The 24,609-nt window shown below is 72.2% G+C and carries 22 protein-coding genes; 13 read left to right on the plus strand and 9 right to left on the minus strand.

Features of this window, described 5'->3' with window-relative positions:
• Positions 1-85: 85 nt before the first annotated feature.
• From ACWGDX_RS07300 to ACWGDX_RS07320, 5 genes are all read right to left on the minus strand, one after another.
• The gene (locus tag ACWGDX_RS07300; protein ID WP_453623102.1) at positions 86-1,189 is read right to left on the minus strand and encodes an ABC transporter permease; all 1,104 of its coding nucleotides are present in this window, start codon (positions 1,187-1,189) and stop codon (positions 86-88) included.
• Complete coding sequence (locus ACWGDX_RS07305) at positions 1,186-2,151, minus strand: ABC transporter permease (protein ID WP_453623104.1); 966 nt, start codon at positions 2,149-2,151, stop codon at positions 1,186-1,188. Before ACWGDX_RS07305 ends, ACWGDX_RS07300 begins: the two co-directional genes overlap by 4 nt.
• Complete coding sequence (locus tag ACWGDX_RS07310) at positions 2,144-3,658, minus strand: sugar ABC transporter ATP-binding protein (protein WP_453623106.1); 1,515 nt, start codon at positions 3,656-3,658, stop codon at positions 2,144-2,146. Before ACWGDX_RS07310 ends, ACWGDX_RS07305 begins: the two co-directional genes overlap by 8 nt.
• A gap of 1 nt (position 3,659) precedes the next feature.
• A complete protein-coding gene (locus ACWGDX_RS07315) occupies positions 3,660-4,751 on the minus strand; it encodes an ABC transporter substrate-binding protein (RefSeq protein ID WP_453623108.1) in 1,092 nt (363 codons plus the stop codon).
• A gap of 156 nt (positions 4,752-4,907) precedes the next feature.
• Positions 4,908-5,933 carry a LacI family DNA-binding transcriptional regulator gene (locus ACWGDX_RS07320; RefSeq protein WP_453623109.1) on the minus strand — a complete coding sequence of 342 codons (1,026 nt, stop codon included), beginning with the start codon at positions 5,931-5,933 and terminating at the stop codon, positions 4,908-4,910.
• Between the two features lie 120 nt (positions 5,934-6,053).
• Between ACWGDX_RS07320 and ACWGDX_RS07325 the strand changes: the two genes are divergently transcribed.
• The 5 genes from ACWGDX_RS07325 (at position 6,054) to ACWGDX_RS07345 (ending at position 12,934) form a co-directional block, all read left to right on the plus strand.
• Positions 6,054-8,714, plus strand: coding sequence for a PA14 domain-containing protein (locus ACWGDX_RS07325; RefSeq protein WP_453623111.1), 2,661 nt, complete (start codon positions 6,054-6,056; stop codon positions 8,712-8,714).
• Positions 8,715-9,020: 306 nt separating this feature from the next.
• Positions 9,021-9,941, plus strand: a complete 921-nt coding sequence (locus ACWGDX_RS07330; RefSeq protein WP_453623317.1) for an NADP-dependent oxidoreductase — start codon at positions 9,021-9,023, stop codon at positions 9,939-9,941.
• Between the two features lie 218 nt (positions 9,942-10,159).
• The gene (locus tag ACWGDX_RS07335; protein ID WP_453623319.1) at positions 10,160-10,861 is read left to right on the plus strand and encodes a GNAT family N-acetyltransferase; all 702 of its coding nucleotides are present in this window, start codon (positions 10,160-10,162) and stop codon (positions 10,859-10,861) included.
• A gap of 278 nt (positions 10,862-11,139) precedes the next feature.
• A complete protein-coding gene (locus ACWGDX_RS07340) occupies positions 11,140-12,540 on the plus strand; it encodes an SDR family NAD(P)-dependent oxidoreductase (protein WP_453623321.1) in 1,401 nt (466 codons plus the stop codon).
• Between the two features lie 223 nt (positions 12,541-12,763).
• A complete protein-coding gene (locus ACWGDX_RS07345) occupies positions 12,764-12,934 on the plus strand; it encodes a hypothetical protein (RefSeq protein WP_363086094.1) in 171 nt (56 codons plus the stop codon).
• A gap of 93 nt (positions 12,935-13,027) precedes the next feature.
• Here the strand turns inward: ACWGDX_RS07345 and ACWGDX_RS07350 are convergent, their stop codons facing one another.
• Both ACWGDX_RS07350 and ACWGDX_RS07355 read right to left on the minus strand, forming a co-directional pair.
• Positions 13,028-13,579, minus strand: coding sequence for a DUF1990 family protein (locus tag ACWGDX_RS07350; RefSeq protein ID WP_453623113.1), 552 nt, complete (start codon positions 13,577-13,579; stop codon positions 13,028-13,030).
• Complete coding sequence (locus ACWGDX_RS07355) at positions 13,576-13,821, minus strand: hypothetical protein (RefSeq protein ID WP_453623115.1); 246 nt, start codon at positions 13,819-13,821, stop codon at positions 13,576-13,578. The genes ACWGDX_RS07350 and ACWGDX_RS07355 overlap by 4 nt, the downstream gene beginning before the upstream one ends.
• Before the next feature lie 169 nt (positions 13,822-13,990).
• Between ACWGDX_RS07355 and ACWGDX_RS07360 the strand changes: the two genes are divergently transcribed.
• The 6 genes from ACWGDX_RS07360 to ACWGDX_RS07385 all read left to right on the plus strand — a co-directional run bounded on the left by ACWGDX_RS07360 (position 13,991) and on the right by ACWGDX_RS07385 (position 21,121).
• A complete protein-coding gene (locus ACWGDX_RS07360; RefSeq protein WP_453623117.1) occupies positions 13,991-15,073 on the plus strand; it encodes a DUF6777 domain-containing protein in 1,083 nt (360 codons plus the stop codon).
• A gap of 80 nt (positions 15,074-15,153) precedes the next feature.
• The gene (locus tag ACWGDX_RS07365) at positions 15,154-17,226 is read left to right on the plus strand and encodes a SpoIIE family protein phosphatase (protein WP_453623118.1); all 2,073 of its coding nucleotides are present in this window, start codon (positions 15,154-15,156) and stop codon (positions 17,224-17,226) included.
• Between the two features lie 99 nt (positions 17,227-17,325).
• On the plus strand, positions 17,326-18,753 hold the full coding sequence (locus tag ACWGDX_RS07370) for a wax ester/triacylglycerol synthase family O-acyltransferase (protein ID WP_453623120.1): 1,428 nt from the start codon (positions 17,326-17,328) through the stop codon (positions 18,751-18,753).
• Positions 18,754-18,900: 147 nt separating this feature from the next.
• The gene (locus ACWGDX_RS07375; protein WP_453623122.1) at positions 18,901-19,947 is read left to right on the plus strand and encodes an aldo/keto reductase; all 1,047 of its coding nucleotides are present in this window, start codon (positions 18,901-18,903) and stop codon (positions 19,945-19,947) included.
• Positions 19,944-20,255 carry an L-rhamnose mutarotase gene (locus ACWGDX_RS07380; protein WP_365905317.1) on the plus strand — a complete coding sequence of 104 codons (312 nt, stop codon included), beginning with the start codon at positions 19,944-19,946 and terminating at the stop codon, positions 20,253-20,255. The genes ACWGDX_RS07375 and ACWGDX_RS07380 overlap by 4 nt, the downstream gene beginning before the upstream one ends.
• A 14-nt stretch (positions 20,256-20,269) precedes the next feature.
• Positions 20,270-21,121, plus strand: coding sequence for an amidohydrolase family protein (locus ACWGDX_RS07385; protein WP_453623323.1), 852 nt, complete (start codon positions 20,270-20,272; stop codon positions 21,119-21,121).
• A 121-nt stretch (positions 21,122-21,242) separates the two neighbouring features.
• Here ACWGDX_RS07385 and ACWGDX_RS07390 read toward each other — a convergent pair whose 3' ends face one another.
• On the minus strand, positions 21,243-21,929 hold the full coding sequence (locus ACWGDX_RS07390) for an alpha/beta hydrolase (protein ID WP_453623124.1): 687 nt from the start codon (positions 21,927-21,929) through the stop codon (positions 21,243-21,245).
• Positions 21,930-22,117: 188 nt separating this feature from the next.
• Between ACWGDX_RS07390 and ACWGDX_RS07395 the strand changes: the two genes are divergently transcribed.
• Positions 22,118-22,996, plus strand: coding sequence for an Fpg/Nei family DNA glycosylase (locus ACWGDX_RS07395; RefSeq protein ID WP_453623126.1), 879 nt, complete (start codon positions 22,118-22,120; stop codon positions 22,994-22,996).
• Between the two features lie 81 nt (positions 22,997-23,077).
• Here ACWGDX_RS07395 and ACWGDX_RS07400 read toward each other — a convergent pair whose 3' ends face one another.
• Positions 23,078-23,770, minus strand: coding sequence for a zf-HC2 domain-containing protein (locus tag ACWGDX_RS07400; protein WP_453623128.1), 693 nt, complete (start codon positions 23,768-23,770; stop codon positions 23,078-23,080).
• Positions 23,771-23,850: 80 nt separating this feature from the next.
• On the opposite strand from ACWGDX_RS07400, the gene ACWGDX_RS07405 reads away from it, so the two are divergent.
• The gene (locus ACWGDX_RS07405) at positions 23,851-24,600 is read left to right on the plus strand and encodes a LytR/AlgR family response regulator transcription factor (RefSeq protein WP_453623130.1); all 750 of its coding nucleotides are present in this window, start codon (positions 23,851-23,853) and stop codon (positions 24,598-24,600) included.
• The last annotated feature ends 9 nt before the right edge of the window (positions 24,601-24,609 follow it).

The following is a 24,609-nucleotide window of genomic DNA, read 5'->3' on the forward strand; positions in this document are numbered from 1 at the left end:
GACCTGACCGGAAGGGGTGCCCGGCGATCCGGGCACCCCTTCCGGTCCGCCGCGGACCGGCCGTACAGGCGTACCGGCCGACCGGTCAGAGCATCCGGCGCCGCCGGCCCAGCCAGGTCTGGGCGATCACCACCACCGCGAGAAACGCTCCGCTGACGACCTGCTGGTACGCCGAGTCCAGCGAACCGATCTGATTGATCACATTCTGAATGGCCTTCAGCAGCAGGACGCCCACGAGTGAACCGCTGATGAAGCCGAACCCGCCGGTCAGCAGGGTGCCGCCGATGACCACGGCCGAGATCGCCTCCAGTTCGAGACCGGCGCCGAGGATGGTCACCCCGGACACCAGCCAGGCCGCGTTGAGCGCCCCCGCGAGTCCCGCGCAGAGCCCGGAGAGGGTGTAGACGGCGATCTTCGTACGGGCCACCGGGGCGCCCATCAGGGCCGCCGCGTCCTCGTTGCCGCCGACCGCGTACACATACTGGCCGAACCGGCTGCGGCGCAGCACGACCGCGCCCAGCACGAAGAGCGCCGCCGTGATCCACACCGGCACACCGATTCCCAGCAGTGTGTCCTGGCCGAGCCGGGCGAAGAAGGACGTCTCGTCCACCAGATAGGTGGTGGACCCCTCGTCGGTGACCGACAGCAGTACACCGCGCGCCAGCAGCATCGCGGCCAGCGTCACGATGAAGGGCGCCAGCCGGGCCCGTGCGATCAGCAAGCCGTTGACCAGGCCGATCGCCCCGCAGATCGCGAGCGGCAGCAGCAGCGCGACGGCCGTGCCGTACCGGGAACCCCAGGCGGCGAGCACCCCGCCGAGTGCGAACAGCGAGCCCACCGAGAGATCGATACCGCCGGTGATGATGACAAAGGTCATGCCGAGGGCGACCACGGCGAGGAACGCCGAGGAGACCGCCATGTTCGCCAGATTGTCGCCGGTCGCGAAGGTGTCGAAGCCGATCGAGGCGGCGAGCGCCACCAGGATCAGCGTCACCAGAGCGCCGTGCCGCTGTGCGAACGCGCTGAGCCGCTCGGCCCGGCCCGCGCCGGGCTGTTCCTCCGCCACCCGCGCGGAACCGCCCTTCCCGGCCCTCCCGTCCTTCCCCGCCCGCCTCCCGCCGCTCCCGGTCGTCCCGCCGTTGCCGGTCGTACCGCTCGTCCCGCCCTTCCCGGTCTCCACCGTGGTCATCGCTTCCCCCGTCCCCGTGCCGCGTAGACCGCGAGCACGATCACCACGGCCTGGGCGATCTGCGTCCAGGACGGCGGCAGATCGTGCTTGATGAGCGTGGCGGTCAGCAACTGGATCAGTACGGCGCCCGCCACCGTGCCGCCGATCCTGATCCGTCCGCCGCTCAGCGGGGTGCCGCCGACCACCACGGCGGTGATCGCGGACAGCTCCATCAGCGTCCCGAGCGAGGTCGGATCGCTCGCCCCGAGACGGGCCGTGGCCAGCACTCCGGCGAGGGCGGCGAGCACGCCCGAGCAGATGTAGACGAGGATCAGCACCCGGCGCACCGGGAGCCCGGCGAGCCTCGCCGCCGGCCGGCTGTCACCGATCGCGAGGAGCTGTCTGCCGAAGGTGGTACGCCGTACGGTGAAGGCGACGGCGAGCGCCAGCACGGCCGCGATCAGCACCGGATAGGGGACGCCGAGCAGATCGCCCGACCCGAGCGAGGCCATGCCCGGGTCCCGTACGTCCTTGAGCTGTGGGAGCAGCACCAGCGCCAGTCCGCGGCCCGCGACCATCAGGGCCAGGGTCGCCACGATCGGCTGCACCCCGATGAACGCGATCAGCGAGCCGTTGGCGAGACCGACCGCCGCGCCGCCGAGCACCGCCGCGATCAGCGCGATCCAGGGGCCGTAGCCGAGATAGAGCGAGAGCAGCGAGGTCGACAGCGCCATCACCGAACCGACCGACAGATCGACTCCCTCGCTGCCGATGGCCAGCGCCATGCCGAGCGCGACGACGAGTACGGGAGCGACCTGCACCGCCTGGGTGCGGAAGTTCCCGGCGGACAGGAAGTGTGGGGTGAAGAGGATGTTGGCCAGCAGCAGCACGGCCACGCCCGCGTAGACGCCGTACTCCTGGAGGAGGGCCGACGCCCGTGCCCGGTCCGGGGATACACGCCGGAGCGCCGCCAGCTCAGTCATCGTGTCCCCCCTCCTTTGAGGCGATGGCGCGCAGCAGCCGCTCCTCCGTCACCTCGGCCCCGGTCAGCTCCGCCACCACCGCGCCGTCCCGGAGCACCACGACCCGCTCGGAGCCCTCGATCAGCTCCTCCATGTCGGACGAGATCAGCAGCACCCCGAGTCCCTCGCCGGCGAGTTCGTCGATCAGGCCCCGCACCTCGGCCTTGGCGCCGACGTCGATGCCCCGCGTGGGTTCGTCCAGGAGCAGCACCTTGGGCCGCATCACGAGCCACCGGGCGAGCAGCACCTTCTGCTGATTGCCCCCGGACAGCTCACCCACCTTCTGATGCGGTCCTGACGCCTTGATCCGCAGCCGCTTCACCAAGGTGTCCACCACCCGGTCGATCCGGGCGTCGTCCACCAGACCGAAGCGGGAGAGTCCGGGCAGCGCGGCCAGCGCGATGTTCTCCCGTACGGAGAGTCCGGGCACGATGCCCTCGGCCTTGCGGTCCTCGGGCAGCAGACTGATGCCCGCCCTGATCGCGGCGGGCGTGGAGCCGGTCCGTACGGGAACACCCGCCACCAGCACCCGGCCCGAGTCGGCCGGCAGCGCCCCGGCGATGGCCCTGGCGGTCTCGCTGCGGCCGGAGCCGAGCAGTCCGCCGAGTCCCACCACCTCACCGGGGCGGACCCGCACGGACACCCCGCGCAGGGAGTGACGCGCCGTCAGATCCGTTGCTTCGAGCACCGGTTCGTCGTCCGTCCGGCGGGCGCCGGTGAACCCGGTGCGGCCCTCGCCGCGCACCTCGGCCATCTCCCGGCCCAGCATCAGCGACACCAGCTTCAGCCGGTCGAGTTCCGCGAGAGGGCCCGTGTGCACCCGTCTGCCGTCCCGCAGCACGGTGACGGTGTCACAGATCTCGTACAGCTCGTCGAGCCGGTGGCTGACATAGATCACCGCGATCCCGCGCCCCCTGAGCGTCCTGACCACCTCGAACAGGGTGCGGACCTCGCGCGGTTCGAGCGAGGAGGTGGGTTCGTCCATCACGACCACCCGGGCATCCGCCGCCACGGCCCGCGCCAGCGCCACCATCTGCTGGGCGCCGACACCGAGCGAGCGCAACGGCCGCCGTACGTCGACCCGCAGCCCGAGCGCGCGCAGCGCCTCGTCCGCCTCGCGGTGCATCCGGCGGAAGTCGATCAGCCCGAGCCGGCCGCGGGGCTCCCGCCCGAGGAACAGATTGCGGGCCACGCTCATCAGCGGGACGAGATTGACCTCCTGGTAGATGGTGGAGATCCCGGCGTGCTGCGCCTCCAGCGGGGTGGCGAACCGTACCGGCCGGCCCGCGAGGACGATCTCGCCCTCGTCGGGCCGGTACACCCCGGTGAGCACCTTGATCAGGGTGGACTTGCCGGCGCCGTTCTCCCCGATCAGCGCGTGGACCTCGGCGGGCCCGACGGTGAGATCCACGCCGTCCAGGGCCCGCGCGCCGGGAAAGGACTTGGTCAGTCCGCTGACCGACAGCATGTCAGTAGGCCTTGCCCAGACCGGACTTCGCGTTCTCCTCCGTGTACGCGCTGTCCTGGATGACGATGTCCTGAGCGACCTTCTCGCCCTTGGTGAAGGCGTCGAGGGTCGCGAAGGCGAGCGGTCCGAAGCGCGGGTTGGACTCGATCACCCCGGAGATCCAGCCGTCGACGATGCCCCGCACCGCGTTGCGCGTACCGTCCACGGTCACGATCTTGACGTCACCGGGCCTCTTCCCCGCGCCCTTCAGCGCGTTGACGGCGCCGAGCCCCATCTCGTCGTTCTCGGCATAGATCCCGGTGATGTCCGGGTCGGACTGGATGAGCTGCTCGGTGACCTGCTGGCCCTTCTCCCGGGCGAACTCACCGGTCTGCTCGAACACCACCCGGAGACCGGGGGCCTCGGCCTTGATCCGGTCCTTGAAGCCCTTGGTGCGCTCGGTGGTGACATTGTTCCCCGCGGCGCCGAGCAGAATGGCGACCTCGCCCCGGCCGCCGGTCGCCTCGATCATCCGGTCCGCGGCCCGCCTGCCCTGTTCGACGAAGTCCGAGCCGATGAAGCTCACATAGTCCTGGCACGGCGTCGCGTTGATCTTCCGGTCGACGGTCACGATGGGGATCTTCCTGGCCGCCGCGGCGCGCAGCACCGGACCCCAGCCGTCGGAGTTGAGCGGGGCGATCACCAGCAGGTCGGCGCCCTTGGCGATCAGATCCTGGACATCGCTGATCTGCTTGGAGAACTGCGTCTGCGCGTTGGCGGTGAGGAGCTTGACGCCCCGCCTCTCCGCCTCCGCCTTGATCGATGCGGTCTCGGCGATCCGGAAGGGGTTCGCCTCCTTCTCGGACTGGGAGAAGCCGACGGTCGCGGTGGCGAGATCGGTCCTCGCGCCCCCGAACTGCTCGACGGTGCAGGTCTCGCCGCCCCCGGGGGCGGGAGTGGCGACGATCTGGCCCGTGTCGCCCCCGGCGGCGGAGGACGTGTCACCGGCCGCGTCGTCCTCGGTCCTCGCGCATCCGGTCAGGACGAGAGCGGCGGTGAGGCCGGCGGCGAGAGCGGTCGTGGTCGTGGTGCGGCGGAACGCGGAAGACTTCATGGCGGAACCCCATCTCGGCGCGGCCCCGGCGCGCTGAGCGCCCACGGGAGGCCAACTCGTACGGTCAGTTGGTGCGTTGAGATCGTTCGGAAGGTTTTTACATCGTTGTACGAGACCTGTAAACCCCTCCTGCCGCAACGGTGCGGCGGGGCACGGTCACCGTCCGCCGCGGGTGCTCTCCCTCTCCACCAGGGTGAAATCCGCGCGGAGTTCACGCGCCGACGCGGTTTCCCGGACCTCCGCCCCGTCCCGCAGCCGCTCCACCAGCGACTGCACGGCGAGCCGGGCGATGGTCTGTTTGTCCGGTGAGATCGTGGTCAGCGTCACCGTGCCGTAGCGGCCCTCGGTGATGTCGTCGAAGCCGGCCACCGCGACATCCCCGGGTACCCGGAGCCCGCGCTCGGACAGCACCCGCATGGCGCCGATCGCGATCAGATCGTTGTACGCGAAGACCGCGTCGGGCAGCTCGCCGGAGTCCAGCAGCCGCGCCATCGCCGCCGCGCCGTCCGCGCGGTCCCAGCCGCCCGTCGGCGCGACCAGCGAGTCCGGCGCGGGCACCCCGGCCGCCGTCAGCTCCGTACGCCAGCCGCGCAGCCGGAGCTGCGAGGGCTCGTTCACCCGGTCCGTACGCGCTCCCAGAAAGGCGATCCTGGTGCGGCCGAGGGCGAGCAGATGCCGTACCGCGGTCCTGGCCGCCGCGACATTGTCGATCGCGATGTGGTCGTACGGCAGGTCGTACTCCCGCTCGCCGAGCAGCACCAGCGGAGCGTCGTGGTCACGCCCGAGCAGATCCTCCGGCTCCAGCTCGATGGGGCTCAGGATCAGCCCGTCGATGACCCGCGCCCGGAACCCCTGGCTGACGAGGAGCTCCTGCTCACGGCGGCCCCCGGTGTGGTCGAGCAGCACGGTGTACTCGTGCTCGGCGGCGGCGTCGATCACCGCGCCCGCCAGCTCGGCGAAGTACGGGTTGCCCAGCTCGGGCACGGCCAGCGCGAGAATGCCCGTACGCCCCTTGCGCAGATGACGCGCCGTCAGATTCGGCCGGTAGCCCAGCTCGTCGATCGCCCGCTGGACCCGGGCCCGCATCGCGGGCGTGACATGCCGGTAGTTGTTGACCACGTTCGACACGGTCTTGATGGAGACGCCCGCGCGCTCCGCGACATCCCTGAGGCTGACGTTCATCGGCACTTCCCCTCCGGGGTGGCCCCTCGGGTCCGCCCCCGCCCAGTTTGTACAACGTTATATACGGTGCCGGTCCCGACTCGGTCAGGACCCTGGACAGTGAAGGAACGGCGTGCTGTCATGCCAACTGCCGTTCCTTCCAACGTTGTACAGACCGTCGCAACGAGCCGCCACCCTCAGCTTCAAGGAGGACTTGTGCGCATCCGAAGAAAACTGGCCCTCTTGCTCGCCGCCGTACTCGGCGCCGCGGGACTCACCGCGGCCCCCGCCGCCTCGGCCGTGGACGACCCGGCCGAGGCCCGTGGCCTCAAGGGCGAGTACTACACCCAGTCCGCCCCCGGAGCCTTCGACTTCCATGAACTCAAGGCCACCGTCTTCGACCCCGCGATCGACTTCGGCAACCTCGATCCGCGGCTGAGCGCCACCACGGGACGGGCGGACGACGCCACCGTGCGCTGGACCGGGAAGATCGTGCCGGAGACCACAGGTCCGCACACCTTCTCGATGATCGGCGACAACGGGTTCCGGCTCTGGGTCGGCGGCCGGCTGACCATCGACCACTGGGTCGACGACTGGGAGAACGAACAGACCGCCCCGCCCGTCGAGCTGACCGGAGGCCGGTCCTACGACATCAAGGTGGAGTACTTCGAGCACTACGGCGGCTCGAATCTGCATCTCAGGTGGACCGAGCCCGGTGGTACGGAACGGCCGGTGCCCCAGTCCGCCTTCCGGCTGCCCGACGGCTTCGCGTACGACGGCGCCCTCGCCGCCACCGTGCTGCCCGACGGCCGCACCCTGAGGCTGGATTTCGCCCAGCCCCTCGCCCCGCCGCCCGCCGGGCTCGCCGCCCATCTGAGCGCGGTCATCGGTGGCGCGGAGTGGCCGCTGGCCACGGTCACCGGCGATCCGGCGGACGCCAGACGGCTGCTGGTGGGCCTGAAGGAGCCGGTCGTCGGCAGGGGCGGCACCGCGGATCTGCGCTACGACGGAACCGGCGGACTTGCCGCGCGCCAGGGCAAGGCCGTCGCGGCGTTCTGGAGCAGCGGACCCAACATCTCCGAGTACCAGCTCACCACCCCCTGGGCCAAGGACGTGGGACCGGGGAACGCCCATCCCGAGTACCCCCGGCCGCAGTTGACCCGTGACGCCTGGCAGAACCTCAACGGGCGGTGGCAGTTCGCCGCCGCCGGGCCGGGAGAGAGCCCGCCCGTCGGCCGCACGCTCCCCGAGAGGATCCTCGTCCCGTACCCCGTCGAGTCGCGGCTCTCCGGAGTCGAACGGCACGAGGACCGGATGTGGTACCGCCGTACCTTCACGGTCCCGCCGGACTGGCGGATCGGCGACGGCAAGCGGCTGAAACTCAACTTCGACGCCGTCGACTGGCAGGCCGAGGTCTATGTCAACGGCGCCAAGGTCACCGAGCACAAGGGCGGTTACGACCGGTTCGGCGCCGATGTCACCGACGCGCTGCGGCCCGGCCGCACCCAGGAACTGATCGTCGGCGTCTACGACCCGACCGACGCCCGGGACGGCGAGAACCCGCCCATCGGCAAACAGCGTCTGGACCCCAGCGGAATCTGGTACACCGCGTCCTCCGGGATCTGGCAGACCGTATGGATGGAGCCGGTCGCACCCGACCACGCCGACTCCCTGAAGCTCACCCCCGATGTGCCCGGGGAGAGGCTCACCGTCGAGGTGCGCGGGATACGGGACGGTGTGCCGGTCACGGCCACCGCGTACGAGGGCGGGCGCGAGGTGGGCACGGTCACCGGCCGGAGCGGAGCGCCACTGCGTGTGCCCGTACCCGGTCCGCGGCTCTGGTCGCCCGACGATCCGTATCTCTACCGGCTGGAGGTGACGGCGGGGAAGGACAGGGTCGGCAGCTACTTCGGTATGCGTTCGATCGGCGTCGGGACGGTCGACGGAGCGCCGCGTACGGTCCTCAACGGCGAGCCGGTCTTTCTGATGGCCACCCTCGACCAGGGCTTCTGGCCCGACGGACTGCACACCGCGCCGACCGACGAGGCGCTGGCGTACGACCTGAGGACGCACAAGCGGCTCGGCTTCAACTCCGTGCGCAAGCACATCAAGGTGGAGCCCGACCGCTGGTTCTACTGGGCGGACCGGCTCGGACTGCTGGTCTGGCAGGACATGCCCGCCATGAACACGATCACCCCGGACGCGGCCTCCCGCGCCCAGTACGAACACGAGATGAAGGAGATGATCGACCAGCACGGCGGCAGCCCCTCGGTGGTCATGTGGGTCACCTTCAACGAGGGCTGGGGCCAGTACGACCAGGCACGCGTCGCCGACCGGGCCAAGTCCTGGGACCCGACCCGGCTGATCAACAATATGAGCGGCCTCAACTGCTGCGGCGCGGTCGACGGCGGCAACGGCGACATCGCCGACGCCCACGGCTATCCGAGCCCGCAACTGCCCGCGCCCGACGGCGTACGGGCACTGGTCAGCGGTGAGTACGGCGGACTCGGACTCGCGGTGCCGGGCCATGCCTGGCCGGTACAGCACACCTATGTCGGCGTCGACCAGACCGTGTACACCGACGAGTATCTGGCCCACCTCGACACCGTCAGGACGCTCGCCTGCCGGGGCGGCAACGGCGCGGTCTACACCCAGATCTCCGATGTGGAGGGCGAGTTGAACGGGCTGCTCACCTATGACCGCAGAGTGCTGAAACCCGACGCGAAGCGGCTCAAGGCGGCCCATGAAGCACTGATACGCGACGCCTCCGACCCGGCGTCGATGGAGTGCGCCACCTCCTGACCCGGCCGATCCGGCCGGCTCCCCGGTCCGCCCGCGCGTCGGGCGGGCCGGGGCATGTCCGTCCGGAGCCGGCACACCGGGTGCCACGTGCACCGGCCGTAGCCCTCCGCGAGGGCGCGGGGGCACCGCGGAGGTACGGAGCTCCACCGGTGAAGGGCCCCCGCCGCACCGCCCCGATCGCGCTCGACCGGGACCGGCCGTCCAGGGAATAGTGGTCCGCCGATCCGCCTTGGACACTCTGTTGTCCCGGGTGGCGACCCCGGTGCCATCGGTCGGAACGAGGAGTCCATTTTCATGTCCCAGGCCATCTCCAAGGCGTATGTCTTCACCGAGCACGGCGGCCCGGAGGTGGAGACCTTCGCCGATCTGCCGGTGCCCAGCCCCGGTCCCGGACAGCTTCTGGTGGCCGTGCGCGCGGCGGGCGTCAACCCCGTGGACTGGAAGCTGCGCAACGGCTACCGCCGGCCCGGCTCCGCCCCAGCTGAACTGCCCGCCGTCCTCGGCAGCGAGGCGGCGGGTGTGGTCGAGGCGATCGGCCCGGGGGTGGCGGGCTTCGCCGTCGGGGACGCGGTCTTCGGCTCCACCCTCACCGGCGGTTACGCGGAGTACACCCTGCTTCCGGTCGAGGTCACCGCGCACAAGCCCGACGCGCTCTCGTTCACGGACGCGGCCGCGCTGCCGGTCGCGGCGGCGACCGCGTACGACGCCCTGCGCCAGCTCGATCTGGAGCCCGGCGCCACGGTGCTGATCACCGGCGCGGGCGGGGGAGTGGGGGTGGCCGCCGCACAGATCGCGCGCGGTCTCGGTATCCGGGTCCTCGGTACGGCGAGCGCGGGCAAGAAGGAGTTCGTCGAGTCCCTGGGCGTCGTCCATGTACTCCCGGGGCCCGGTCTCGCCGAGCGGGTGGCGGCCGTGGCGCCCGACGGTGTCGACGCGGTCCTGGACCTGGTCGGCGGACCCGCCCTGCGCGAGGCGGCCGGCGTGCTCACCGACCCCAAGGGACTGATCAGCGCGGCCGACAAGGGCACGGTCCCGGAGCTGGGCGGCGCGGCCGTCGTCCGGGCCCGTACCGCCGCGGTCCTCGACGAGGTCGCCGCGCTCGTGGTGAGCGGGACCCTGAAGCCGTATGTGACAAGGACCTTCCCGCTGGAGCGCGCGGACGAGGCGCTGCGCGCCGTCGAGGACGGACATGTCCAGGGCAAGATCGTGATCGAGGTCGGCGCGTGAGCACCCGTCCCTCCGCACCGCGTCCCACCGGGCCCCATCCCCGGGATTCCCGGCCCTCGGGGCTCCGTACGCCGGATGCCCCGCCGGCCGCCCCCCTGACCCCGGATCCCGGTACCGCGAACCCCCGTACGCCCGATCCCCGTACGCCCGATCCCCGTACTCCGGGTGCTCGTACCGGCGATCCCGGGTCCGCCGGTCGGCGGCCTCGCCGCCATCCGCTGGACGAGCCTGTACGCTCCGCGCTCACCGGGCCGCACGCCCACTTCGCCGAGCGGCGCGGCCGGCTGCTGCGCTATCCGACCGAGGTGTCGCTGTGGGCGGCCCTGCCCGAGGACCCCGGCGCCCGGGACTGGGCCGACGCCGCCGCCCTCGCGGGACCCGGCGGATCCCTCGGTCTCGTGGGCTTCGACGGCCCCGCGCCCGACGGCTGGGAGATCACCTTCCGGGCCGGCGGGGTCCAGCTCGTGGACGCCGGGGTGGCCGCCGCACCGGATCCGGAGACCGTGCGTCTCGGTCCCGCCGATGTGCCGGAGATGCTCGACCTGGTCGAACGCACCCAGCCGGGCCCCTTTCTGTCCCGCACGGTCGAGATGGGCACCTATCTGGGCATCCGCCGCGAGGGCGCGCTCGTGGCGATGGCCGGGGAGCGGATGCGTCCGACGGGCTGGTCCGAGATCAGCGCGGTCTGCACCGCGCCCGAGTTCCGCGGCCAGGGGCTCGCGGCCCGGCTCGTCCTGGCCGTCGCCCATGAGATCCGGGCCCGGGGCGAGACGCCCTTCCTGCACGCCGCCGCCTCCAACACGAACGCCATCAGGCTCTACGAGTCCCTGGGCTTCCGGCTCCGCAAGGAGACGGCCTTCCTCGCCGTGCGCGTCCCGACGGCCCCGGAGGGGGAGCACCGGCACACCGCGACCGGATAGAATGGCGGGATTTTGTTGACTCCCACCCCATCGGTATGCTCCTGACCTGCGGGGATGTCCGCAAGGTCGGTAAATACCCCCATGTGGGACTCAGGCGTACAAGTGATCGAGGAACGGCAGCGGCGATGACGGTGACAGAGGACGGCCCCGCGTACGGCGAGAGCCCCGTCCATGGCGGGATCCCGGCACAGGGCGGATCCTCCGCGCGGGACGGCGTCCCGGAGCCGGAGTCGCCGGACGGGACCGGGGAGTACGGCCCCGGTATCGACCCCGAGCGGATGGCTATCTGTCTGAGCGTGCTGGACGAACTCGACTCGCTGGATGTCGACCACCCCGACGCGATCGCGGTCCGGCGTGCCACCGCCGGTGTCTACCGGACCGTGAAGCAGCGCCGCCGCCAGGAGCGCCGGGCCGCCAAGACCGCCCATGACAAGTCCGTCACCGAGGCCACCGCCACCGGCTCGGCCGAGCGCATCGACGACGAGACCCAGGGCCTGCTGCCCTCCTCCTCGGTCACCGGGGAGATCGCGGGCATACTCCGGCGCCCCCGCTCCTGCTACATCTGCAAGACCCGCTACACCGAGGTCGACTCCTTCTACCACCAGCTCTGCCCGGCCTGCGCCGCCGAGAACCGCGCCCGCCGTGACGCCCGTACGGACCTCACGGGCAAGCGCGCGCTGCTCACCGGCGGCCGGGCCAAGATCGGGATGTACATCGCGCTGCGGCTGCTGCGCGACGGCGCCCACACCACCATCACCACCCGCTTTCCTGCGGACGCCGTCCGCCGCTTCAAGGCGATGCCGGACAGCGACGACTGGATCCACCGGCTCAAGATCGTCGGTATCGATCTGCGGGACCCGGCGCAGGTCGTCGCCCTCGTCGGCTCCGTCGCGGCCGAGGGCCCGCTGGACATCCTGATCAACAACGCCGCGCAGACGGTACGCCGCTCCCCGCAGGCGTACCGCGAACTGCTGGCCGCCGAGTCCGCGCCCCTGCCCGCCGGGGAGCTCCCGGCCTCGCAGGTGATCGGCGCGTTCGGCAGCGGCGCCCAGGCCGTGCTGCCCGCCGCCGGCGCCGAGGCCCTGAGCGCCTCCGACATCACCTCGCTCGCCCTGGTCGGCGGCTCCGCCACGCTCGCCAGGATCGAGGCGGGCACGGCGATCGACGCGGGCGGGCTCGTACCCGATCTGCACGACACCAATAGCTGGGTGCAGACGGTCTCCGAGGTCGACCCGGTCGAACTGCTCGAAGTGCAGCTCTGCAACTCCACCGCGCCGTTCATCCTCATCAGCGGGCTCCGTCCGGCGATGGCCGCCGCCGAGGCCAAGCGCACCTACGTGGTGAACGTCTCCGCGATGGAGGGTGTCTTCAGCCGCGGCTACAAGGGCGCGGGCCATCCGCACACCAATATGGCCAAGGCCGCGCTGAACATGCTCACCCGTACCAGCGCCCAGGAGATGTTCGAGTCCGACGGCATCCTGATGACCGCCGTCGACACCGGCTGGATCACCGACGAGCGCCCGCATCCGGACAAGATGCGTCTCGCCGACGAGGGCTTCCACGCCCCGCTGGACCTGATCGACGGCGCGGCCCGGGTGTACGACCCGGTCGTGCGCGGCGAGGCCGGTGAGGACCTCTACGGCTGCTTCCTCAAGGACTACGCACCTGCCAACTGGTGATCCGCCGTTCGGCCGGAACATCACCAGAACGTGAACCCGGGAGAGCGAGGAGCCGCTCATCTGGTTACTCTGGGAGGTACGGGCGGCCACGCACGGGATACACCATCCCCACGGCCGCCCCTGGGACAGGCCCACCACCAAGGCCGCGGTCCCGTCTCTGAAACGGCGACACCGCGACGGAACTGCCCCTGTCCCAGAGTTACACGACGCAGAGGAGTGCGCGGTGACACTTAAGCCGACCAAGCAGGAAGAAAGACCGGCGAAGGCCGACAAGTCCAAGCCAGGCCCCGAGAAGATCGGCAACCTCGAAGTGTGGGCCAGATCGGCTCCCATCCGGCTCGCCGGATACGAGGACGACCTCGCGGAGCCGCACATCCTGCCCGGTATCGACTGACCGGACACCTCCGTCCCGTACCCCCGTGAACCCGGGGTACGGGACGTCTCCCGTCCGGCGGAGATTCCTCCGCCGGCTCGGCCCCCGGCGGGCTCAGCCCCCGGCGGCGATCCGGCGCAGCGTACGGCCCAGCCATCGCGCGTAGCCGAGCTGGAGCACCGGCACCAGCGGCCCCGCGAGCCGCGCGTACCAGCGGGCGGGACGGCTGAACGCCATGACCGTGAACCACACCGAGCCGTCCTCGCGCAGATCGACCACGAACGACTCCTCGCCGCGTTCCGGGTGGCCGGGCAGAGTCCCGTACGCGAAGCCGGTGCGGTCCCTCTCGTACGCCGTCCAGACCACCTGGCACGGGGCGCTCAGCCGCAGCGGGCCCAGGCCGGCGGAGACCTCCACATCGGTGCCGGGCTCCGCCCAGGGTGATCCGGCCCGGATCCGCGCGCCCGCCGAGCGGTGCAGCCGCCAGGTGGTGACGGCGGTCCCGGCCGCCTCGAACACCGCACGGCCCCGGCCGATCCTGACGCGGTGGTGGAGATGGTGATAGCCCTCCGGGAGCGGGCCGAGCCGGGTGGCGCCCACCTCGCGGTAGCTGAGGACACCGCCGTCCGGCGCGGGCCGTGACCGGGTGGGAAGGACGGGCTTCATACGGCGGTCTCCTCACGGAGGATGCGCGGGTGCTCCCGGCGGGTGCCCCGCTCGGCACGGGTGCGCACGACGGCACGGGTGCGCGCGACGGGCCGGGTGCGCACGACGGCCCGGCGCCACCGGCGGCGTAGTCGGGGCGGACCCGATGCGACGGGGATGCGCGACAGCCCGACGGGACGCGGCTCGCCCGGTGCGACCGACGGCGCGCCACCCGCCATGATCGGGCTGACCAGCACGGACATCCCTCACCGCCCTCTGGACTTGAACGTGTTCAAGTCTCGCGATCACCCTATGACGTCGCTTGAACGGGTTCAAGTCCCTGGCCCGCCCGCCTCGTTCCCGCTTGCGGGGGCGCTGGCCATCCGGCAGACATAAGGAGGACATCCATGGAGGAAGAGGCGGGAGATCACGGTGCGCTCACCCAACCGTCGTCGGCATGCCACGCTTGCCGCGCTGACCGCGGGCATTCTGATCACAGCAGGCTGCGGCGGGGACGGCGGCGGCGGGAACACGTCGGGTCCCCAGGTCAACGAGCTGTACTTCCAGCGGGCCGAGGACCAGGGCCCCGACCCCTTCACCCCGTCGACCGCCATGGATCCGCCCAAGGGCGCCGCCAGGACCGAGGCCTCTCCGGAGGCGGAGGGCGAGGACTCGTACGACGGGAGCGGCAGCGGGCGGACGGCGCGGGCGCTGCCCGGCTCGACGGCCGGTCTCTACGGCGGAGTCCAGGCCGCCTCCAGTTGTGATGTGGAGCGCCAGATCCAGTTGCTCACCGAGGACGAGGTCAAGGCCGGGGCCTTCGCCCAGGGCGCGCGGGTCGGCCAGGAGTCCCTGCCGGAGTTCCTGCGCGGTCTCACGCCCGTCTTCCTGCGTGCCGACATCCGGATGTCGAACCACGGCTTCCGGGACGGCGCCGCCGCCGAGTTCCAGTCCGTACTCCAGGCGGGCACCGCCGTCCTGGTGGACAGTCATGGACTGCCGAGGGTGCGCTGCACCGGCGGCAGCCCGCTGCGTCCGCCGATCGTCGCGCAGGGCTCCATGACCCATCGCGGGAATCCATGGCCCGGATACCGGCCCGAGCGGGTCGTCGTCATCGACCGCACCACCCAGCCCCTCAGCAGTCTGATCCTCGTCGACACGGTCAACAACGACTGGATCGAGCGGCTGACCGGCACCCATGGCGAGGCCGACGGACGTCCCGGGGCCACCCCCGCCTACGGCCCGGACGCCGACATCACGGACCCGAATGTCGTCAGGACGCCGGAGCAGCCGTCCTCGGGTATTCCCGGGGGGCCTCGGCAGGCCCCGGCTCCCGAGGCGCCGGCTCCGGGGCGGGCGCCCGGCGGGCCGCCCGGGCAGGGCGGCGGGGCGCTCACACCCCCGTCCCAGCCGGACGCGCAGCCCGATCTCCAGCCCGACGGCGGCTCCGGGGCGGACGCCGACGAGCAGCAGATGCAGGGCCTGCTGATCGGTCCCGTCTCCTTTCACGGCTGACGTGAGGGGACGGGAGAGGGGACGTTCCACACCTGACGGGACCGGTCGAAGAATCCGACAAATGATGACAGAGTGTCTCCATGGCTGAACGGGCAGCGGGGCTGTTGTCGCTCCCCGACGACTGGCCCGCCCAGCCGGACATCAGCCTCTCCCTCAACGGGATGGGCACCTTCGACTGGGACCTCGACAGCGGACTTCTGTATCTGGACGAGACCGCCCTCGATGTGCTCGGTACCCGGCCCGACGAGTACGACGGCCGGCCCGGGAGCCTGGGGCCCCGGGTCCCGCGCGAGGAGGGCATCCGGCTGGACGCGGTGGTGTCGCGGGCGCTCGGCGACGGCAGCACCGGATACGGCGCGTACTTCCGGGTGCGGCTGCGGGACGGGACCCTGCGCTGGACCCATACCCAGGGCAGCATCCTCCGCGACCGCGACGGCCGGGCGACGCGCGTCATCGGTATCGTCCGCGACGCCGTCCAGGAACTGGCCGACTCCACCGCGCGGAGCGAACTGGCCGCGGTACGGCGGGTGCGGACGAGTGTCGTCGAGAGCACCGCCGCCGCGCTCGCCCACGCCAGGACCGTCCAGGACGTCATCGACGTACTCAAGGAGTCCGGCGGTCTGGAGCAGCTCGGCACCACCAGTCTGGTCATGGGTCTGCTGGAGTCGGGGCGTATCCATCTGGTCGCCGAGGGGCCCGAGGGCTCCTATGTGCCGGGCACCCGCGTGACGAGGATCGACGAGGGCTACCCGATGAGCGAGGTGGTGCGGACACTGGCTCCCCGCTTCATCGAGTCCGCCGAGGAGTTCGCCGTCTCGTACCCGCTGCTCTGGCCGCACATCAGCGAACTCGGTATCAACGCCGCCGCCTATCTGCCGCTGATCGCCCAGGCGCGGCCCATCGGGGCGCTCGGACTGCTCTACCGGGACAAGGACGGATTCACCGCCGAGGACCGCAATCTGCTGGTCGCTCTCGGCGGCAGCATCGCCCAGAGCCTTCAGCGCGCCGTCCTCTTCGAGCAGGAGCACGATCTGGCGGAGGGGCTCCAGCAGGCGATGCTGCCGCGCCGGATTCCCGCCGTGCCCGGCGCCGAGATCGCGGTCCGCTACCGCTCCGCCCGGTTCGGCAGGGACATCGGGGGAGACTGGTACGACGTCATCCCGCTGCCCGGCGGCCGGGTCGGGGCGGTGATCGGGGACGTACAGGGCCATGACACCCACGCCGCCGCCGTGATGGGCCAGCTCCGTATCGTTCTGCGCGCCTACGCGGCCGAGGGGCACGCGCCGGCCACCGTGATGGCGCGCGCCTCGGTCTTCCTCCATGAACTGGACACCGACCGCTTCGCGACCTGCACCTACGCGGAGGCCGACCTGTCGACCGGGGTGGTCCAGCTCGTACGGGCCGGTCATGTCGATCCGCTGATCCGGGACCTCGACGGCCACTGCCGGAGACTTCCCGTACCCGGCGGGCTGCCGCTGGGGCTCTCGGCGTTCTTCGGACAGCTCGACTATCCGGTCGAGACCGTCGAACTCGACCCGGGCCAGACCCTGATGCTCTACACCGACGGTCTGGTGGAGCTGCCCGGCGCGGATCTGGACGACGGGATGCGGCTTCTGACCGCGCTGGTCCGCGACGGACCGCGCGACCTCCGGATACTGGCCGACCGGCTGTGCGCGGTGATGGACGAGCGTGGCGGTGACGACGATGTCGCCGTACTGCTGCTGCGGCGCGGCGGCGCACGCGCCCCGAGCCCCGGCGGGCGGCTCCGGCAGCAGGTCTCCCGGGGCGACCCGGAGGGTCTGCGCACCGCCCGGCACATGATCCGGGCGGCGGTGGGCGCCTGGGGTGCCAGGGAGAGCGCGGACGAGATCGAGCTGGCGGCGGACGAGCTGATCACCAACGCGCTGGTGCACACGGAGAACGGGGCGATCGTGACCGTACGCGTGCTGTCCGGCGCGGAGCGACGGCTCCGGGTCGAGGTGGAGGACCGCTCCAGCACCCTGCCGCACCGCCGCGACGCCGGTGAGTCGGGCGTCTCGGGCCGGGGGCTGCTGCTGGTGGACCAGCTCTCCGACGTATGGGGGGTGGAGTCCCGCGGCAGCGGGAAATGCGTCTGGTGCGAGTTCATTGTCCCGGACCGGCCATCACCCTGAACGGCCGTCACACCGTCACACCGTCGGACATAGGTCGTTAACTGTATGCAAAGTGATCATACTTGACCGTAATATTGCCTTCTACGATCTGGGGCTCCCTTGACCACCGAGCTGCTGGCACCTCTCGATCTGGCTTTCTGGCATCTCGAATCCGCCGACCATCCCATGCATCTCGGTGCGCTCGCCGTCTTCACCGCCGCGCCCGGTACGGCGGGCGGTGCGGGACTGCTGGAACTTCTCGCCGCGCGCGCCGCCGCCATTCCCCGGCTGCGGATGCGGGTACGGGACGTCTGGCTCCCGGTCGGCGGCGCCGCCTGGGCGGCCGACAAGGACTTCGACGTACGGCGGCACGTACGGCGGCTGACGCTGCCCGAGGGGGAGTTCGCGGCCCAGGCCGCGCGGCTGGCGGGGGAGCTGATGGAGCGTCCGCTGGAGCGCGGCATTCCGCCCTGGGAGATGTATCTCCTGACGCCGAGGGACGCGGCCGGGGAACGGGCGGGACGGCGAGCGGGCAGGCCGACGGGTGCGGGCAGACCGTCGGGTGCGGGCAGGTCGGCGGGGGCGGGCGGCGGGCCCTTCGCCGTCCTGGTGAAACTGCACCACGCCCTCGCAGACGGGATGCGCGCGGTGGCCATCGGCGCGGGCATCTTCGACCAGATCGCCGACGCGCGGGCGGCCGGGGTCCGCCGGGTCAGACCGGTGCCGCCGAGGTCCTGGCTGCCGGGCCCCTGGCAGGTGGCGGGGCTGGCCAGGGGTCGGATCGAGGAGCTGGGCCGGGCGGTCGGCATCGGTGCCTCGGTCGTACGGGCCAGCCGGCTCGACCCGCGCGGCACGCCCGCGCTGACCGCCGGATCCAGCGGTACGCGCAGGCTCGCCACCGCCGTGCTCGATCTGGAGGACATCCAGCGGATCCGCAGGGGGGCGGGCGGCACGCCCAACGACGTCCTGCTCGCGACGGTGGCCGGGGCGCTGCGGCGCTGGATGCTGGAGCGGGGCGAGCGGCTGCCCGCCGCGCCCCCGCGCGCCCTCGTACCCGTCTCCCGGCGCCGCCCCGGCAGCCCGCCGGGATCCGGCAACAAGCTCTCGGCGTATCTCCTCGCCCTCCCGGTTTCCGAGGCCGATCCCCGGGTCCGGCTGGCCCTCGTCCGCCGGGGGATGCACCGCAACAAGGCCGGCGGTCCCTCACGCGGCGCCGGCGCGGTCGCCGTCCTCGCGGACCAGCTGCCGCCGCTGGCGCACCGGCTCGCGGCGCCGCTGGCGGGCAGTGCCGCCAGGATGCTCTTCGACATCCTGGTGACCAGTGTGCCGCTGCCGCGCTCGACCCTCTCGCTGGGCGGCTGCCCGCTGCGCGAGGTGTATCCGATGGCGCCGCTGGCACGCGGACAGTCCCTGGCGGTGGCGCTGACCACCTACGGCGGGCGGGTCCATGTGGGACTGGTCGCCGACGGCAAGGCCGTACCGGACCTGGACCGGCTGGCGCGCGGGATGACCGATGAACTGGATGAACTTCTCCGTGCCACCCTGTAGTTCCGGTCTGATGGAGAGATCGGACAGATTATTGGCGAAGAACCCCAGAAAGCTGCTTCGGGGGTGTTGACGGCACTCAGTCATCCGATGAATATTCGTCGTGATCGACGACGGAACGTGGGCGTCGGCACATCGGGAGGCGGCGGTATGCGGTACACCACGCTCGGACGCGGTGCGGTCCGGGTGACCGGACTGTCCTTCGGGGCGGCCGGGATCGGCAATCTCTACACCCCGGTCGAACCCGGGCGGGCCACGGCGGCGGTCGACGCGGCCTGGGACGCGGGCATCCGGTACTTCGACACGGCGCCGCACTACGGGCTCGGACTCTCGGAACGGCGGCTCGGCGAGGCGCTGCGCGAGCGGCCGCGCGACGAGTACACCCTCTCCACCAAGGTCGGCCGGCTGCTCGAACCCGTCGCCGGAGGCGCCCCCGTCGAGGACGATCTGGCCCATGGCTTCGCCGTACCGGCCACCCACCGCCGGGTCTGGGACTTCAGCGCCGACGGCATCCGCCGCGGCATCGACGCCAGTCTCGGACGGCTCGGGCTCGACCGTATCGACATCGTCTATCTGCACGACCCCGACGCCTACGCCGAGGAGGCCTTCCACCAGGCGTATCCGGCGCTGGAGCGGCTGCGTGCCGAAGGGGTCGTCGGTGCCATCGGCGCCGGGATGAACCAGACGGCGATGCTCACCCGCTTCCTCCGTGACACCGACACCGATGTCGTCCTGTGCGCGGGCCGTTTCACCCTGCTCGACCAGTCGGCGCTCACCGAACTGCTGCCCGAGGCCGCCGCCCGCGGCAAAAGCGTCGTCGTCGGCGGGGTCTTCAACTCGGGGCTGCTCGCCGATCCGCGCCCCGGCGCGACCTACGACTACACCGCGGCGCCGCCCGCCCTGCTGGAGCGGGCCCTGCGGATGGACGCCGTGACCCGGCGCCACGGGGTCCCGCTGCGCGCCGCGGCCCTGCACTACCCCCTGCGTCACCCCGCCGTCGCCAGCGTGCTCGTCGGCACCCGGTCGGCGGCGGAGGTGCGGGACGCGGCCGAACTGGCCGCCCGTACCGTCCCCGAGGACCTCTGGGACGAGCTGCGCGCGGAGGGACTGCTGGCGGAGGGCCCGCCGGGAGAGGGCCCGCCGGGCAAGGAGTCGGCGGCCGCGGCACGGCCGGCCGGGGACGGGGCGCAGTCATGAGGGTCGCCCTGCACACCACGGTCCGCGCGGACCGGATCGAGCGGTACGAGGCCGCGCACCGCGAGGTGCCCGCCGAACTCACCGCCGCGATCCGCGCGGCGGGCGCCACCTCCTGGACGATCTGGCGCAGCGGCACCGATCTCTTCCATCTGCTGGAGTGCGAGGACTATCCGCGCCTTCTCGCCGAGCTGGACCAGCTGCCGGTCAATGTCGCCTGGCAGGCCAGGATGGCCGAACTGCTCGATGTCCGGCACGACTACTCCGCGGCCGGCGCCGACGCCGGACTGCCCGTCGTCTGGGAGCTCTGACACCGGTGACCTCGATGACACCGCTGAACGCCGTCGACGCCCACCACCACCTCTGGGATCTGTCCGTACGCGACCAGGAGTGGATCACCGGTCCCGCGATGGCACCGATCCGCCGGAACTTCACGCTCGACGATCTGGCGCCGGAGGCGCGCGCCGCGGGGGTGACGGCCACCGTTCTCGTCCAGACCGTCTGCGTCCCCGAGGAGACCCCCGAGTTCCTCGCCGCCGCCCGGGGCAGCGAATTGGTCGCGGGCGTCGTCGGCTGGACCGATCTCACCGCGCCCGGGATCGCCGACACCCTCGCCGAGCTGCGCGAACTGCCCGGTGGCGACCGGCTCGTGGGGATACGCCACCAGGTGCAGGGCGAGCCCGACCCCAGGTGGCTGCTGCGCCCGGACGTACAGCGCGGACTGGCCGCGATCGCCGACGCGGGTCTCGTGTACGACCTGGTCGTCCTCCCGCACCAGCTGCCCGCCGCGGCGGAGGCGGCGGCGCTGCTGCCACAGCTCACCTTCGTCCTCGACCATCTCGGCAAACCGCCGATCGCGGACGGCGCGCTCGATCCCTGGGCGGGGCACATCAAGACGCTGGCCGCCCGTCCCAACACCGTCTGCAAACTCTCCGGCATGGTCACCGAGGCCGACTGGGACTCCTGGACGGCCAACGGACTGCGCCCCTACGCGGACACGGTCCTCGACGCCTTCGGCCCCGGCCGGCTGATGTTCGGCTCCGACTGGCCCGTGTGCCGGCTGGCCGGGACGTACGCCGAGGTGTTCGACGCGGCGCGGGTGGTGACCGACGGACTGAGCGAGGACGAGCGCGGCGCCGTCTTCGGCGCGACCGCGCGGCGCGTCTACGGACTGTGAACCGGGCGCGCTCCCGGCCGCGCGGCCGTCCGGGCCGGCGGAGCCGTCCGGGGCGGGTGGCGGCCGGGCGGGCCGTACGGGTCAGCCGGGGGCGGGTGGCGGCCGGGCGGGCCCGTGCGGGTCAGCCGGGGCGCAGTGCCCGCCGTACCGCCGCCGGATAGGGGTCCATGCCCAGCAGCGCGGTGACCGAGCCGGTGGTCAGCCGGTGCCAGGTGCCCGCCCGGCGCAGCATCGCGTGATCGCCGCCCGGCAGCAGTACGGCACAGGCCTCCGCGCCCGCCTCCCGGGCGCGGGCCGCCAGCTCGACGCTCTCGCGCGGATCCGTCACCCGGTCGCGGTCGCCGTGCAGCAGCACCGTGCGGCGGCCCGCGAGCTGCTCCACCGGCTCGCCGCGCGGGCACCAGGGCGCGAGCCCCACCACCCCGCTGACCCGCTCGTGCCCCGCGACGGCCAGGGCGGCGCGCCCTCCCATCGAGTGCCCCACGAGCACCACCGGCACCGGGCCCGCGAGCTGCTCCAGCTCGTCGAGCGCCCGGCGCGCGTCACGGGCCGCGTCGGCCCGCCCGCCGTTCCACCCCTGGTAGCGGTAGCGGACCCGGCCCACGACCACGTCGTATCCGTCGGTGGCCCGCAGCACCCCCCAGGTGAAGGGCCACATCCGCACTCCGGGCGCGTTCATCCGGCCCGGTGGGCGCTCGCCCTTCGAGCGTCCGCCGTGCAGCACCAGGACGGCGGCGCGGGGCCGTGGCGAGGTCCTGTCCAGAACCAGGGCCGACTGAACGGACGCGCGGCGATCGCTCACGGACACGCGGGAGCCTCTCTTCCGACGGGCGGGGCCACGTGGGGCGCCCCTCTTGCTGGTCTACGGACCTGGTCGTAACGGAACCGGTCGTACGGACCCGGTCCCGCGGAGCCGGACGGGCGTGGTCTGCCCGCGTGTCCCGGCGACACACGGTTCACCGGGCAGCCGTACGGGGACTGCGGCACCCTTGACGCATGCCGGAAGTACCCGAAGTCGAAGCGCTGCGCGAGTTCCTCGACGACCAGCTCGTGGGCAAGGAGATCGTCCGCGTCCTGCCCCTGACGGTCAATGTCCTCAAGACCTATGATCCGCCGCTCTCCGCCCTGGAGGGCGCCACCGTCACCGCCATCGCCCGCCACGGCAAGTATCTCGACATCGTCGCGGCCGGCGCCGACGGCGGCACGGAGCTCCATCTTGCCGTCCATCTCGCACGGGCGGGCTGGCTCCGCTGGAAGGACTCGTTCCCGCCGCAGCCGCCCCGGCCCGGGAAGGGCCCGCTCGCGCTGCGGGTCGTCCTCGCCGGGGGAGAGGGCTTCGATCTGACCGAGGCGGGCACCACCAAACGGCTCGCGGTCCATCTCGTCCACGACCCGGCCCAGGTCCCCGGTATCGAACGGCTCGGACCCGATCCGCTCGACGGCTCCTTCGACCGGGACGCGTTCGCCCGGCTGCTCGCCGGTGAACGGCGGCAGATCAAGGGCGCGCTGAGGGACCAGCGGCTGATCGCCGGCATCGGCAACGCGTACAGCGACGAGATCCTGCATGCCGCGAAGATGTCCCCGTTCAAACCGGTCCAGAATCTCTCCGAGGACGAGATCACCCTCCTCTACGAAGCGCTGCGGTCCACCCTGCGCGAGGCCGTGGAGCGCTCGCGCGGGGTGGCCGCCGGGCGGCTCAAGGCGGAGAAGAAGAGCGGGCTGCGGGTGCACGGCCGTACGGGCGAGGCCTGTCCGGTCTGCGGTGACACCATCCGGGAGGTCTCCTTCAGCGACTCCTCGCTCCAGTACTGCCCCACCTGCCAGACGGGCGGCAAACCGCTCGCCGACCGCAGACTGTCCCGGCTGCTCAAGTAGGTCCGCCCGCGGAAGCAGGCCCGGCCGCTCAAGCGGTCCGGCCGCCGAAGCGGTCCCCGCCGCGCGAGCGGGTCCGATCGCTCACGCGGAGGGACGCGCCGTGCGGTCAGGCCCCCCGCCGATCGTCACCAGCCGGCGGCCGTCCGCGCTCCGTACCTCGAAGTGGTCGATCTGATCGGGACGCAGCGCCGCCCCGCCCCGGGTGACCAGCGCCGCCCCGTCCCCGGCGCGCGCGGCCCAGGTCGTCACGGTCTCCCGTGAACCGTCCACCCCCACCGCGATCAGGGCGCAGACACCGGCCGCGCCCGGCCGTACCAGCTCCAGCCCGACATCCGTGCCCCATCCCGTCTCCGCGGCCGTGACCACGGCCGCCGTCCCCGTCGCCCGGTCCGACGCGGTCCACCGTACGGCCCGCGCGGCGCCCGGGTCCGGCCCCGGGGCCAGCCACAGGGCGGCCAGCGGACCGCCCACGACGAGCACCGCCGCCGCGGCCACCAGCGCGAGCCGCCGTCCCCGGCCGGCGCGCCGCCCCGCGGCGGTCCTGGCCAGCAGCCTGGCCAGCAGCTCCGGGCTCGCGGCGGCGAACGGCGCCACCCCGGCGGGCGTCCGCCGCGCGTACTCGTCGAGCTGCGCCTTCACACCACCGAGATCGGCCAGCAGCAGAGCGCACCGCGGACATTCCATCAGATGGTCCTCGAAGCGGAAGGCGTCCGCGGCGTCGAGCACGCCCAGCGTGTAGGCGCCGGCATCACGATGGAGGTCCAAGGTCCGCATGGTGTCTGGTACGCATCGGAGCGCGGAATCATTCAAGCCGGGGAAGCCATCGTGTGTTCGAGGACCTACACTCCGGCGTCATGCTGCGCGTACTGGCCGTGGACGACGAGGAACCGGCGCTCGAAGAGCTTCTCTATCTGCTCAGGGCAGACCGGCGGGTCCGCAGCGCCGAGGGCGCCACCAGCGCCACCGAGGCGCTGCGCCGGATCGGTGCCGCGCTCGACGCGGGGCCCGACGGCTCCGCCGCTGTCGACGTGGTCTTCCTCGACATCCATATGGCCGGGCTGACCGGGCTCGATGTCGCCAAGCTGCTGGCGGGCTTCGCCGAGCCGCCGCTGATCGTCTTCGTCACCGCGCACGAGGGCTTCGCCGTCCAGGCCTTCGATCTGAAGGCCGTCGACTATGTCCTCAAACCGGTCCGCAGGGAACGGCTCGCCGAGGCCGTGCGCCGGGTCGCCGAACTGGTGGGGGAGCGCGGCCCCGCGCAGGTGCCCGCCGCCGATCAGATACCCGTGGAACTCGGCGGGGTGATCCGCTTCGTCGCCGTCGACGACATCGCCTACGCGGAGGCGCAGGGCGACTACGCCCGACTGCATACCGACAGCGGCAGCCATCTCGTACGTGTCCCCCTCACCACCCTGGAGGAGCGCTGGCGGGCCCGCGGCTTCGTCCGGATCCACCGCCGCCATCTGGTCGCGCTGGCCCGGATCGACGAACTGCGGCTGGACGCGGGCACGATGAGTGTGCGCGTCGGGGACGCCGAGCTGGCCGTGAGCCGGCGCCACGCCCGCGCCCTGCGCGATCTCCTGATGCGACAGAGCGGGCGCTGACCAGGCCCT

Source organism: Streptomyces sp. NPDC055025 (genome assembly GCF_053608565.1).

Bases quoted from the DNA above. Each gene is read 5' to 3' on its own strand.
- ACWGDX_RS07300 (WP_453623102.1), bottom strand. From the start codon at position 1,189: ATGACCACGGTGGAGACCGGGAAGGGCGGGACGAGCGGTACGACCGGC.
- ACWGDX_RS07305 (WP_453623104.1), bottom strand. From the start codon at position 2,151: ATGACTGAGCTGGCGGCGCTCCGGCGTGTATCCCCGGACCGGGCACGG.
- ACWGDX_RS07310 (WP_453623106.1), bottom strand. From the start codon at position 3,658: ATGCTGTCGGTCAGCGGACTGACCAAGTCCTTTCCCGGCGCGCGGGCC.
- ACWGDX_RS07315 (WP_453623108.1), bottom strand. From the start codon at position 4,751: ATGAAGTCTTCCGCGTTCCGCCGCACCACGACCACGACCGCTCTCGCC.
- ACWGDX_RS07320 (WP_453623109.1), bottom strand. From the start codon at position 5,933: ATGAACGTCAGCCTCAGGGATGTCGCGGAGCGCGCGGGCGTCTCCATC.
- ACWGDX_RS07325 (WP_453623111.1), top strand. From the start codon at position 6,054: ATGCCAACTGCCGTTCCTTCCAACGTTGTACAGACCGTCGCAACGAGC.
- ACWGDX_RS07340 (WP_453623321.1), top strand. From the start codon at position 11,140: ATGGCTATCTGTCTGAGCGTGCTGGACGAACTCGACTCGCTGGATGTC.
- ACWGDX_RS07350 (WP_453623113.1), bottom strand. From the start codon at position 13,579: ATGAAGCCCGTCCTTCCCACCCGGTCACGGCCCGCGCCGGACGGCGGT.
- ACWGDX_RS07355 (WP_453623115.1), bottom strand. From the start codon at position 13,821: ATGTCCGTGCTGGTCAGCCCGATCATGGCGGGTGGCGCGCCGTCGGTC.
- ACWGDX_RS07365 (WP_453623118.1), top strand. From the start codon at position 15,154: ATGGCTGAACGGGCAGCGGGGCTGTTGTCGCTCCCCGACGACTGGCCC.
- ACWGDX_RS07375 (WP_453623122.1), top strand. From the start codon at position 18,901: ATGCGGTACACCACGCTCGGACGCGGTGCGGTCCGGGTGACCGGACTG.
- ACWGDX_RS07380 (WP_365905317.1), top strand. From the start codon at position 19,944: ATGAGGGTCGCCCTGCACACCACGGTCCGCGCGGACCGGATCGAGCGG.
- ACWGDX_RS07385 (WP_453623323.1), top strand. From the start codon at position 20,270: ATGACACCGCTGAACGCCGTCGACGCCCACCACCACCTCTGGGATCTG.
- ACWGDX_RS07395 (WP_453623126.1), top strand. From the start codon at position 22,118: ATGCCGGAAGTACCCGAAGTCGAAGCGCTGCGCGAGTTCCTCGACGAC.
- ACWGDX_RS07400 (WP_453623128.1), bottom strand. From the start codon at position 23,770: ATGCGGACCTTGGACCTCCATCGTGATGCCGGCGCCTACACGCTGGGC.
- ACWGDX_RS07405 (WP_453623130.1), top strand. From the start codon at position 23,851: ATGCTGCGCGTACTGGCCGTGGACGACGAGGAACCGGCGCTCGAAGAG.